The following is a 12,504-nucleotide window of genomic DNA, read 5'->3' on the forward strand; positions in this document are numbered from 1 at the left end:
GCCGCTCTCGCAAAGAAAGCGCCTTCCCGCATCGTCCCTTTCGGTAGACAGGGCGGCGAAAGCCGACTAAAGTCTACTTGAAAGGGCTTTTTTTGCTTGGAGCCGCCAGCGGCGGCAGCGCAAGGTCCTTAATCGAAACAGAGACGGGGATACGGAGATGCGATTCAGCTTGAACCACGTCCGCCTTCGCAAAAAGATGCTCATCGTCTATATCGTCTGCGTGCTCATCCCGATCGTGCTGACGAACATCGTCTTTTATCAGGTGACGACCCATAACGTCCGGCAGCAGAAGCTGAGCGACATCTCGGCGGCGATGGACCAGATCCGGCGCGACTTCCTCGACCAGATGGACGTCGCGGCCGGCATTTCTTCGATCTTCTACACCGACGCCAAATTCAACGAGGCGATCGAGCGCTCCTACACGAGCTCCTCGGAATATGTGGATGCCTACTACGCGGACATCTACGCCACGATGTACCGCTACTCGCCGATCTACAAGGCGATCCGCGACGTCGCCATCTATACCCCCAATCCGACCATCGTCGGGGGCGGCGGGATGCGGCCGATCACGGAGGAGGTGGAGGCCTCCTCGTGGTACCGCGCGCTCGCGCTCGGCGGCGGCGACGGCTCGCCGATCGTCATCCGCAGCGTCAACGAGACTTCCCACGGTCCGGAGACGGTGTTCAGCTTCGTGCGCCGGCTCGACTATTTCGGCCAGAAGCACGGCCGCTATCCGATCCTCAAGATCGACATCGGCTACAGCGCCATCAGCGCGCTGATGCGCAACGCGACGCTGCAGGGAGACGTGTACCTCGTCGGGCCGGAAGGCCGGATCGAGGCGGCGTCCGGCGGCGCGGAGCGGCAGCAGGAGCAGGCGTCGTTCCTGCCCGAGGCGCTCGCGGCCGACGCGATTTCGGTGAGCAAGCCGATCGCCAACGTCGATTATTTGCGCGGCTGGAGCCTCGAGGGCGCGTTCCCGGAGCATCGGGTGCTGCAGGATGTGTACAAATCCCGCAACTTCGTCGTCTACCTCGCGCTGCCGAACATCCTCGTGCCGACGCTCATCATCCTCTGGTTCACCCGCTCGCTCAGCTCGCGGCTCGCCCGCATCCTGCACCAGATGAAGCGGGTGCGCAACCATTCGTTCGAGCCGGTCGAGCAGCCCGACTACCGCGACGAGATCGGCCAGCTGACGAACGAGTTCAACCGCATGACGCTGCAGATCAAAAGCCTGATCGACGACGTCTACCTGGCCGACATCCTGCGCAAGGATCTCGAGATCAAGCGCAACCAGGCGCAGCTGCATGCGCTGCAGAGCCAGATCAATCCGCATTTCCTCTTCAACGCGCTGGAGACGATCCGCATGCGCAGCCTCATCAAAAAAGAGGAGGAGACGGCCAAGATCATCCACAACATGGCCAAGATCTTCCGCCGCTCGCTCTCCTGGGACCGCGACTGGATGACCGTGCGGGAGGAGCTCGAGCTGATCCACTGCTTCCTCGAGATCCAGAAATACCGCTTCGGCGACAAGCTGGACTACTCCGTCGTGGCCGACGACGAGGCGCTCGGCTGGCTCGTGCCGAAGATGTCCGTCCTGCCGTTCGTCGAGAACGCCAGCATCCACGGCATCGAGAAGAGCAAGCGCGGCGGCAGCATCAACCTCTTGTTCCGCGTCGAGGGCAGCGCGCTGATCGCCGAGGTGGTCGACGACGGAGCCGGCATGGAGCCGGAGGAGCTGGAGGCGATCCGCGGCGGGCTGCAGCGGGACGAGCCTTTCGGCGACCATGTCGGCATCCAGAACGTCTATCGGCGCTTGCGCCTTTATTACGGCGAACGGTTCGAGCTGCAGATGGACAGCGTCCGCCGCCAGGGCACGAGCGTGCGCATCCGCCTTCCGCAGCGCGAGGAAATCGCGGAGCCGGCAGCGATCCGAGGCAACTCCTAAACTTTTTAGGGTAGGAGCTAAAGTTTGCAGGGGTGTCGGTAAAGCGCTTCCGTCATAAAATGAAAGTGCTTACAGGAACAGCTGCACATTCACGGACGATAGGGAAGGGGAGCAAAGAGATGGTCAAGACGAAAAAGGGCTTGCTGGTCCTCGCGGTAGCGATGGCCACGGCGCTGGCCGGCTGCAGCGGCAACTCGGGCAATTCCGGGAACGCGGGCAGCAACGGAGGAGCGGCAGCTCCGGAGGCATCGGCGAACGCGGGCGCAGGCGAGACAGCGGCGCCGGCGAAGGATCCGGTCACGTTCACGTATTTCAACGCCGGAGCCCAGGTGCCGAACATCGAGTCCAACAAGACGAAGATCGGCAAGCTGCTCGAGGAGCAGACCGGCGTCAACTTCAACCTCCAGTATCCGGTCGGCGACGTCAACACGAAGATCGGCACGATGATCGCGAGCGGCAACTATCCGGACGTGCTCTCGCCGGATACGGCCATCGACAAGGTGCTTGACGCCAAGGCGTTCATCCCGCTCAACGAGCTGATCGAGAAGCATGCTCCGAACATCCAGCGCGTCTATGGCCCTTACATGAACCTGATGAAGGCGGAGGACGGCAACATCTACTTCCTGCCGTTCAGCCCGGTCGTAGGCGAATACATCTCCAACCCGACGATCGAGCAGGGCGCGTTCTTCATCCAGCGCCGCGTGCTGAAGGAAGCCGGCTATCCGAAAATCAAGACGCTGGACGAGTACTTCGACCTGATCGACAAGTATAAGGCGAACCACTCCGGCGACAAGCTGACCGGCTTCACCTCGCTCATCTACGACTGGCGCACGATGGGCATCTTCAACCCGCCGATGCATCTGGCCGGCTATCCGAACGACGGCGACGTCATCGTCGACATGACGAGCCACGAGGCCAAGACGTATTCGAACACCGACAACACGAAAAACTGGCTGAAGAAGCTGAACGAGGTCAACAGCAAGGGACTTTACGACGAATCCTCGTTCGTCAACAACTACGACCAGTACCTGGCGAAAATCTCCTCCGGCAACGTGCTCGGCTTCTTCGACTACGGCTGGCAGGTGAACCAGGCGCTGCAGAACATCAAGAAGACGGGCAACGACGACCTCGACTACATGCCGCTGCCGATCGTGTTCAGCGGCGTCGAGAAGGACCAGTACCTCGATCCGCCGTCCTTCGTCAACAACCGCGGCGTCGGCATCACGACGTCGGCCAAGGATCCGGTGCGCATCATCGAGTTCTTCGACAACATGCTCAAGGAAGAGAACCAGGTGCTCATCCAGTGGGGCGTCAAGGGCGAGGAGTACGAGGTGGACGACAAAGGCCGCTTCTACCGCACGCCGGAGCAGATCGAGATGCTCAAGGACAACAAGACGCAGGAAAGCATCGGCTTCTCCTACTTCAACTACAGCTGGCCGATGTACGGCGGCGGCTCCACGCTGGCCGACGGCAACTCGTTCAACGCCGGCCGCCAGCCGGAGGTCGCGCAGGCTTCGTTCACCGAAGGCGACAAGCTGATTCTCGAGAAATACGGCGCGAAGACGTTCTCCGACCTGTTCGCCAAGCCGGATGAGCGTCCGTGGTACCCGGCCTGGAGCATCTCGCTGGAGCAAGGCTCGCCGGCGCAGATCTTCACGCAGAAGTCCAAGGACCTCAAGCTCAAGTACTTCTCCAAGCTCGTGCTGGCGAAGCCGGAGCAGTTCGACGGCATCTGGGACGAATACCTCAAGGAATTCAACAAGCTCGACGTGAAGGCCTACGAGGAGACGATGACCAAGGAAGTCGCCGCGAAGATTGCCAAGACGCAAGGCAACTGAGAACAGGCTGAATGGTTTCGGACCGGACCGGGTCAGTCGCACCGGTCCGGTTTTTGCCGATCGGCATGCCGGTTGGATAGGAGAGGAGAGATACGATGCGCAGCCAAGAAACCGCCGCCGTCCCGTCCGCGCCGTCCGCGGAGCCGGGAAAGGTAGGACGCTGGTTCAGGACGCTGTCCAAGCAGAAGGCGCTGGTGCTCATGTCGGTGCCGTTCGTCATCTGGATTTTCATCTTCAAATATGTGCCGCTGTGGGGCTGGACGATCGCCTTCCAGCATTACCGCCCGAACCTGGGCATGTTCGAGCAGGAGTGGGTCGGCCTCGAGCAGTTCCGCTTCCTGTTCTCCGACGACTCGTTCCTGCGCGTCCTGCGCAATACGCTGGCGATGGCCGTCATCAAGCTGGTGCTCGGCTTCGTCACCGCGATCGCTCTGGCGATCCTGCTCAACGAGGTGCGCATCGCGTTCTTCAAGCGCGCCGTGCAGACGATCAGCTACCTGCCGCACTTCATCTCCTGGGTCGTGGCGGCGAACATCATCTCGACGGCGCTGTCGATCGACGGCGGCATCGTCAACGAGCTCTTGATGTGGCTCGGCATCATCGACCGGCCGATCATGTGGCTCGGCGTCGGCCATTACTTCTGGGGCATCCTCGGCGCCTCCGAGGTGTGGAAGGACGTCGGCTGGAATACGATCGTCTATCTCGCGGCGATGACGATGATCGATCCGTCGCAGTACGAGGCGGCCGAGATCGACGGCGCGAACCGGATGCAGCGCATCCAGCACATCACGCTGCCGGGCCTCAAGCCGGTCATCATCATCCTGCTCATCATGAACCTCGGCAACATCCTCGAGACGGGCTTCGAGCCGCAGTACCTGATGGGCAACGGCATGAACGCCGACTATTCGGAAAACCTGGAAATCTTCGTCCTCAAATACGGCATCTCGATGGGCAACTTCTCGCTCGCGACCGCGGCCGGCATCTTCAAGACGGTCGTCAGCTTCATCCTGCTGTTCGGAGCCAACTCGCTGGCGAAGCGTCTTGGCGAGCAGAGACTGTTCTAAAAGGAGCGATGTATCATGGCAACACCGGCAGCGCAGCAGGCTGGCGCGGGCAAGAAGCCCGAAAAGCCGCGCAAGGTGTACAAACGGTTCCAATCCCCGGGCGACCGCCTGTTTGACCTGTTCAACTTCATCTTCCTTTCCCTGCTCGTCATCTTCACGCTCTACCCGTTCCTCAACACGCTGGCCGTGTCGCTGAACAACGCCAACGACTCGATCCGCGGCGGCATCTACTTGCTGCCGCGCGACTTCAGCCTCGACAACTACAAGTACGTGTTCCAGGAAGCGACGATCTTCCACGCGACGCTCGTCTCCATCCTGCGGACGGTCATCGGCACGATCGTCACGGTGTTCTGCTCCGCGATGGTCGCCTATACGATCAGCCGGCCGGAGTTCCTGCTGCGCCGCTTCGTGACGGTGACGTTCATCCTGACGATGTACCTGAACGGCGGCCTCATCCCGAACTACCTGCTCATGCGCGACCTGGACCTGATCGGCAGCTTCTGGGTGTACATCGTGCCGGGCATCATCGGGGTGTTCAACATGATCGTCATCCGCTCCTTCATCGAAGGGCTGCCGGAGGGCATCATCGAGTCGGCGCGCATCGACGGCGCGGGCGAGTTCCGCACGTTCATGCAGATCGTCATCCCGCTGGCGCTGCCGGCGCTCGCCACCGTGGCGCTGTTCACCGGCGTGTTCCAGTGGAACTCGTGGTTCGACGTCTTCCTGTACAACTCCGAGAAGGCCAACCTCAGCACGCTGCAGTACGAGCTGATGAAGATGCTGGCCAACTCCAACTCGAACTCGTCGATGACGTCCGCCTCGGCGTTCGCCAACAGCGCGAACGCGAGCGCCAACTTCGTCACGCCGACGTCGATCCGCGCGACGATGACGATCGTGGCGAGCTTGCCGATGATCATCGTTTATCCGTTCCTGCAGAAATACTTCGTCAAAGGCATGACCGTCGGCGGCGTGAAGGGCTGAGCCGACGGGAAGCCGCCCCCGCCGCTCGGAAGCCTGGCTTCCGAGCGGCGGGGTTATTGGCGTAGTCCGCCGCTTCGCGGACGGCTGGAGCCGCTTCGCGGACGAAGCTGCGTGCCGGGGAGAGCCGCTGCGCGGACGGAGCAGCGTGCCGAGGACAGCCGCTGCGCGGAGGGAGCTGCGTGCCGGGGAGAGCCGCAGCGCGGACGAAGCTGCGTACCGGGGAGAGCCGCTGCGCAGAGGGAGCCGCGTGCCGAGGACAGCCGCTGCGCGGACGGAGCAGCGTGCCGAGTAGAGCCGCTGCGCGGACGAAGCAGCGTGCCGAGTAGAGCCGCTGCGCGGACGGAGCTGCGTGCCGAGTAGAGCCGCTGCGCGGACGGAACCTCCCTCCGATTCCGCTGAAGCCCAGATTCCTCTGATCTCCCTTTCCGAAACGGAAGGAATCCGGCCTTCAAGGGAACCGCTGCCGCTTCTCCAGGAGGATTCCGTCCGCTCCGCTGGGCCAGCACGCCCACTGCCGCAGCGCAAGCGACCTTTGCTCCAAGTCCAACTTCGCTCGGATGGTCGCGCTTCATTTGACCTACCAATCGATTGCCCGCCGGACGCCTGCAACCCGACATTTTCGGGTTACAGCCTCTGGCCCGAACTCCCGGACGCCCGCAACCCGACAATTTCGGGTTACAGCCACTGGACCGAGCTCCTGGACGCCTGCAACCCGACAATTTCGGGTTACAGCCTCTGAACCGAGCTCTCAGACGCCCGCAACCCGACAATCTTGGGTTACAGCCACTGGACCGAGCTCTCAGACACCTGCAACCCGACAATTTCGGGTTACAGCCACTGAACCGAGCTCCCGGACGCCTGCAACCCGACAATTTCGGGTTACAGCCATCGAGTTGCGCTGCGGTACACAAACTCGGAGAGGAGTTGCTCGGTTTATCCGCGTAACGGCGGCGCTGGAGCAGCGTGTGAAGAGGAGTTGCTCGGTTTATCCGCGTAACGGCGGCGCTGGAGCAGCGTGTGAAGAGGAGTTACTCGGTTTATCCGAGTAACGGCGGCGCTGGAGCAGCGTGTGAAGAGGAGTTGCTCGGTTTATCCGCGTAACGGCGGCGCTGGAGCAGCGTGTGAAGAGGAGTTACTCGGTTTATCCGAGTAACGGCGGCGCTGGAGCAGCGTGTGAAGAGGAGTTACTCGGTTTTTCCGAGTAACGGCGGAGCTGGAGCAGCGGCTGGAGAGGAGTTACTCGGTTTATCCGAGTAACGGCGGAGCTGGAGCAGCGGCTGGAGAGGAGTTACTCGGTTTATCCGAGTAACGGCGGAGCTGGAGCAGCGGCTGGAGAGGAGTTACTCGGTTTATCCGAGTAACGGCGGCGCTAGGCGGCGTGTGAAGAGGAGTTACTCGGTTTATCCGAGCAACGGCGGAGCTAGGGCAGCGGCTGGAGAGGAGTTACTCGGTTCTTCCGAGCAACGTCGGCGCTAGGGCAGCATTTGGAGCGAAGTTGCTCGGTTTTTCCGAGTAACTCCGGCGCTGGAGCTGCAGCTGGAGCAGGCGAGGAGCGAAAATAAGGCCGCAGAAGCCGATTAGTCGGCTTCTGCGGCCTTTACTCAATTTCACTTGAACCAGCCCTTCTCCTTGAAGCGGGAGACGGCCTCGATCCGGTTGCTGACGCCGAGCTTGTCGAGGATGACGGAGATGTAGTTGCGGACCGTGCCGCTCGAGAGGTACAGCTGGCTCGCGATTTCCTTGGTGTTTTTGCCGGCGGAGACGAGCTCCATCACTTCCCGCTCGCGCTCGGTGAGCGGGTTGCTCTCGTTGTACACCTCGTCGACGAGCTCGGGCGCGTACAGGCGGCGTCCTTCCATGACGCTGCGGATGGACGTGGCGAGCTCGTCGCTCGAGCTGTCCTTGAGCAGATACGCCTGCACGCCCGCCTTGAGCGCCCGCTCGAAGTAACCGCTGCGGGCGAACGTCGTCAGGATCATCACCCGGCAGCCGCTGTCCTTCAGCTGCTCGGCCGCCTCGAGCCCGTTCATGACGGGCATCTCGATGTCCATGATGCAGATGTCGGGCTTGTGCTTGCGCACGAGCGCGACGGCGTCCTCGCCGCTCGTCGCCTGGCCGACGACCTGCATGTCCTCCTCGAGGTCGATGAGGGAGCCGAGAGCGCCCAGCAGCAGCCGCTGGTCCTCGGCAAGCACGATTCGGATCATTGGAAATCCTCCTTTTCTCTGCGGCTGACATTATGCGGCGCAATCATATACAACGTCGTGCCCGGCCTTCCGGCAGCGCCGTCCGTCCCGGCAGCGCGCGTCCCGCCCTTTGAATCCGAGGCTTTCGCGCCGGCGGCCGATTTCGAATCCATGCCGGCGCCTTGGCCGATCTGGAGGCTGCCGTTGATGAACTCGAGCCGCTCCTTCATCCCTTGCAGGCCGTTGCCCCGATCCTGGGCGCGCGGCAGCCGCATGCCGATGCCGTTGTCCTGGACGAGCACGCGGAGCAGGTCGGGCTTCTGCTCGATCCGCACGAGGCAGCGGGAAGCCCGGCTATGCTTGACGACGTTCGTGACCGCCTCCTTGACGCACATGCTGAGCACGTTCTCGGTGAACCGGGACGTATGCGCAAGCTTCGGATCGCCGACCAGCTCGAACTCGATCTCGGCCGCGCGCAAAATCTGGCCGACCCGCCCGAGCTCGTCCTCGAGCCGGGCTCCGCGCATATGCGAGACCATGTCGCGCACCTCCTGCAGCGCGATGCGCGCGGTCTGGTGCACGTCGCTCATTTCCGCGCGGGCCCGCTCGGGATTTTTGGAGACGAGCTTGCCGGCAAGGTCGCTTTTGAGGCGGATGAGCGACAGCTGCTGGCCGAGCGTGTCATGCAGGTCGAGCGCGATCCGCTGCCGCTCCTCCAGCACGAGCAGGTCGGCGATGCGTCGGTTGGCATCCTCGAGCTGCCCTTGGAGCCGCTCCTGCTTGAGCCAGTTGTAGCGGCTGAACGGCAGCACCGAGACGCCGATCAGCAGGATCGCGACGAAGGGCGACTGCTGGATGAAGAAGCGGTTATGCATGAAGTAGGCGGTATAGATCGTGGCGGCGACGAGCACGAGATGCACGACATAGAGGCTCGTGAAGCCGGCCCGGCTGCGCGTATTGCCAATGTAGAACGCCAGGAAGAAGCCGAAGTAAGGGTAGTGGAAATAAATCGTCATCGCCGCCGAAATGGCCATCTGGATCGCGATGCCGGTATACATCCGCCAGCCCCGGCCCTCGCGCGTGAGCCGGTAGCAGATGAAAAAGACGGCAACCATGAGGCTGCCGGCGAGAATGCTGCCCGTATCCGGGTAGCGGAAGATGAAATAGAACGGCAGGACGATGAAGGCCAGCCAGATATACGGTCCGAGCCCGGTGTTGCGGGGCAGGATCTGATTCCATTTTTGCTGCATGCGCTGCGTGCTCCTTGGGCCGGACGGCGGCGCTCAGGCCGCTGTCTTCCGGCAGGGATGGTTAGCCTCATTGTAGCATACTATCCGGCAAAATATCCGTCTCAGGCCGGGCGTCCGGTGGAGCGAAGCGGCGGCTCCGCGGCGCGGCGGATGCCTTCGCGGAACGTGACGAACTGGCGCCGCTCGTCGTCCCACAGGTTGAAGCGCAGCGACTTGAGGCTCGTGAGCAGCGTGATCGTCGTCGCATGCTCGAGCGGCGGCGCGGCTTCATGCGCCTGCTGCAGATGATAGTTCGGCACGCGCGGGCTTAGATGATGCACATGGTGGTAGCCGATGTTGCCGGTCAGCCATTGCAGCAAGGCGGGCAGCTTGTAGAACGAGCTGCCTTCTACGGCCGCCTTGACGTAGTCCCACTCTTCCTCATGCTCGAAGTAGGAGTCCTCGAACTGATGCTGGACGTAGAACAGCCAGATGCCGGCGGCGCCGGAGATCCAGAATACCGGCAGCTGCACGAGCAGGAACGACTGCCAGCCGATCGCCCAGATGAGCAGCGAGTAGAGGACGGCGATGCCGGCGTTGGTCAGCCAGGTGTTGCGTCGCTCCTTGAGGCGCGCGCCTTTTTCGTTGAAGCGGTAGGTGATCAGGATGAGCGCGATCGGTCCGATGACGAACAGCACGAACGGGTTGCGGTAGATGCGGTAGCGCAGCTTGGTCCAAGCGGACGCTTCCTTGTATTCCTTGACGGTGAGCAGCCACATGTCGCCCGTGCCGCGGCGCTCCAGGTTGCCGCTGCCGGCGTGGTGGATGTTGTGGCTGTGCTTCCATTGCTCGTACGGGAACAGCGTCAGGATGCCGAGCAGAGTGCCGAGCGCGTCGTTGGCCTTGCGGCTGCGGAAGAACGAGCCGTGGCAGCAGTCGTGAAAGATGATGAAGCTGCGGATGAGGAAGCCGGCCGCGAGCGCGGACAGCAGCAGCGTCAGGGCATACGAGACCTGCAAGCTGGCATAAGCCGCGATCCAGAGCAGGATGAACGGCGGGATCGTATTGAGCAGCTGGCGGACGCTGGCGGTCTTGTCGTTGCGCTCGAAGGGAGCGATCATCTTGCGGAGCTGTTTCGTCTGGTTCATGGCTTCCTCCCGGGTGGCCGTATGGCGCGCGGAGCGCTGCGGCTGATAATTCCAGTATAGGGAAAGGGGCGGGGCGCAGGCAGTCATAGCCGTAAGCGATCCGACATGACAACTGTCATGCCTTGCCGGTCAAGCTGCGATTGGTGTAGCCTTAGGGGAAGAACCTCCATCCCGGAAGCGGGGAGCGTGCATCATGTCCATATTCGACAAAATGAAGCAAGGAGCGGCCGAAGCGGCGAAGGCGGCTCAGCAGACGATGGAGACCGCGCGGCTCAAGTCCCAGGTCGCGCTTCGCCAGCGCGACATCTCGCGGCTCAAGAAAGAGATCGGCGACGCCGTGTTCGCCGCTTATATGAAGGACGACATGGCCGCCTCCCATGAGGCCGCCCATCGGCTCTGCCAGCAGATCGTGTCGGCGCAGGGGCAGATCGACCAGCTCGAGCAGCGCATCCGCGCGCTCAAGGCGCTCAAGGCTTGCGCGACCTGCGGGCGCGAGGCCGACCATGAGGCCCGCTACTGCCCGGATTGCGGCGCCCCCTTTCCCGAAGAGGGCGTGCTGCCGGCGCTGCAGCTCGAGGGCCAGGTGCATGTGCTCTGCGGCCGCTGCAAGGCGGAGAACCGGCTCGACGCCAAGCGCTGCACGCGCTGCGGCAGCGAGCTGGCCTCCTGGCAATAGGCGGCCTCGACCGCAGGCGCTGCGGCGCAGCGCGAGGCTACGAATCCAAGGCAGCCCCATCTGCCTTGGATTTTTTTTGCTGCCGCCGCTTGGAAAAAACGAGACGTCATCCTGCATAAAAATGGCATATCCAGAGCAGGCTAAGCGGCGTTGCAGGAGGCGGAAAGTGTTGCGCAGAGCCACAAAAAGGCGCATTAGGACAACAATGTTTCTCTAGACCCACTGGGGGATCGGACGGTAAGGTGGGGAGAGTGTTTTTTTGAGAGGGGAAAGAAAACGTGTCTACCGAGCAACAATACGCCGATATGCGCCGAGGAGAGCGCGGAGCCTGGATCAGCATCGGCGCGTATGTCGTGCTGTCCATCGCCAAGGTCGGCGCGGGCTACCTGTTCGCCTCCAAGGCTCTGTCTGCGGACGGCTTCAACAATCTGACCGACATCGTCGCTTCGTTCGCCGTGCTCATCGGCCTGCGCATCTCGCAGAAGCCGCCGGACGAGGACCATCCCTACGGACACTTCCGCGCGGAAACGATTGCCTCGCTCATCGCTTCCTTCATCATGGCGACGGTCGGCCTGCAGGTGCTGATCAGCTCCGTGCGCTCGCTGTTCGCCGGGCGCGAGGAGGCGCCGAACATCCTGTCCGCCGTCGTGGCGATCGTCTCGGCCGTCGTCATGCTCGGCGTCTATCTGTACAACCGCCGCCTCGCCCGGCAGATCAAGAGCCAGGCGCTGGACGCCGCGGCCAAGGACAATCTGTCGGACGCGCTTGTCAGCATCGGCGCGGCGGTCGGCATCGCCGGCGCTTCGCTCGGCATGCCGTGGCTCGATCCCGTAGCGGCGATCGCCGTCGGCCTCATCATCTGCAAGACGGCATGGGAAATTTTCTACGGCTCGACCCATGCGCTGACCGACGGCTTCGACGACGGCGAGCTGCGCACGCTGCGCAGCTCGATCGAGAAGGTCGAGGGCGTCAAGTCGATCAAGGACCTCAAAGCCCGCGTCCACGGCAGCCATGTGCTCGTCGACGTCATCGTGACCGTCGACTCCAGGCTGAGCCTGGTCGAGAGCCATCGGATCAGCGACGAGATCGAGAGCCGGATGGAGCGCAAGCACAACATCATGAACGTGCATGTGCATGTGGAGCCTTACGAGCCGGAGCCGGCTTGAGCCTGCTTTCCGTCCGTCAGCCCGCTTCCAAGTCCCTTCAGGGACGGAGGCGGGCTTTTTTTTTATGTAAAAAACAGAGCGGTCCTGGAGGCTTGGCGCAGGCGGGCCGCTCGTCCTAGCTTGAGTCCGCGGCGAACTTGGGAGCAGCGGTCCATGCGCTTTTTGCCGGTTTTATTTACAATAGACACCAGAAGACGCCAGAACATCCCAGCGAGCCGCACGATCGCTCCTCCTTCGACAGAGTCAAGCCTAAATCCGGACAAGCCGGATG

General features: G+C 62.4%; 9 protein-coding genes. 6 read left to right on the forward strand and 3 right to left on the reverse strand.

From position 1 onward, the window contains the following. The first annotated feature begins 169 nt into the window (after positions 1-169). From GE073_RS06415 to GE073_RS06430, 4 genes are all read left to right on the forward strand, one after another. A complete protein-coding gene (locus GE073_RS06415) occupies positions 170-1,945 on the forward strand; it encodes a cache domain-containing sensor histidine kinase (protein ID WP_052333584.1) in 1,776 nt (591 codons plus the stop codon). 119 nt (positions 1,946-2,064) lie between these two features. After that, a complete protein-coding gene (locus GE073_RS06420) occupies positions 2,065-3,783 on the forward strand; it encodes an ABC transporter substrate-binding protein (RefSeq protein ID WP_194843290.1) in 1,719 nt (572 codons plus the stop codon). Between the two features lie 200 nt (positions 3,784-3,983). Further along, complete coding sequence (locus tag GE073_RS06425; RefSeq protein ID WP_228551822.1) at positions 3,984-4,847, forward strand: ABC transporter permease; 864 nt, start codon at positions 3,984-3,986, stop codon at positions 4,845-4,847. 15 nt (positions 4,848-4,862) lie between these two features. Further along, a complete protein-coding gene (locus tag GE073_RS06430) occupies positions 4,863-5,828 on the forward strand; it encodes a carbohydrate ABC transporter permease (RefSeq protein WP_153783082.1) in 966 nt (321 codons plus the stop codon). A 1,607-nt stretch (positions 5,829-7,435) separates the two neighbouring features. Here GE073_RS06430 and GE073_RS06435 read toward each other — a convergent pair. From GE073_RS06435 to GE073_RS06445, 3 genes are all read right to left on the reverse strand, one after another. Next, a complete protein-coding gene (locus tag GE073_RS06435; protein WP_028600437.1) occupies positions 7,436-8,035 on the reverse strand; it encodes a response regulator transcription factor in 600 nt (199 codons plus the stop codon). After that, positions 8,032-9,264 (reverse strand): sensor histidine kinase, encoded by a 1,233-nt coding sequence (locus GE073_RS06440; protein WP_101808708.1) that lies wholly within the window; start codon positions 9,262-9,264, stop codon positions 8,032-8,034. Before GE073_RS06440 ends, GE073_RS06435 begins: the two co-directional genes overlap by 4 nt. Before the next feature lie 101 nt (positions 9,265-9,365). After that, on the reverse strand, positions 9,366-10,391 hold the full coding sequence (locus tag GE073_RS06445) for a Delta(5) desaturase DesA (protein ID WP_153783083.1): 1,026 nt from the start codon (positions 10,389-10,391) through the stop codon (positions 9,366-9,368). Positions 10,392-10,584: 193 nt separating this feature from the next. On the opposite strand from GE073_RS06445, the gene GE073_RS06450 reads away from it, so the two are divergent. Then, positions 10,585-11,067, forward strand: a complete 483-nt coding sequence (locus GE073_RS06450) for a zinc ribbon domain-containing protein (RefSeq protein ID WP_052333587.1) — start codon at positions 10,585-10,587, stop codon at positions 11,065-11,067. Positions 11,068-11,372: 305 nt separating this feature from the next. After that, positions 11,373-12,233, forward strand: coding sequence for a cation diffusion facilitator family transporter (locus tag GE073_RS06455; protein ID WP_153784688.1), 861 nt, complete (start codon positions 11,373-11,375; stop codon positions 12,231-12,233). The last annotated feature ends 271 nt before the right edge of the window (positions 12,234-12,504 follow it).

The sequence above is a fragment of the Paenibacillus sp. B01 genome, assembly GCF_009649995.1.
Taxonomy (GTDB): domain Bacteria; phylum Bacillota; class Bacilli; order Paenibacillales; family Paenibacillaceae; genus Paenibacillus_O; species Paenibacillus_O pasadenensis.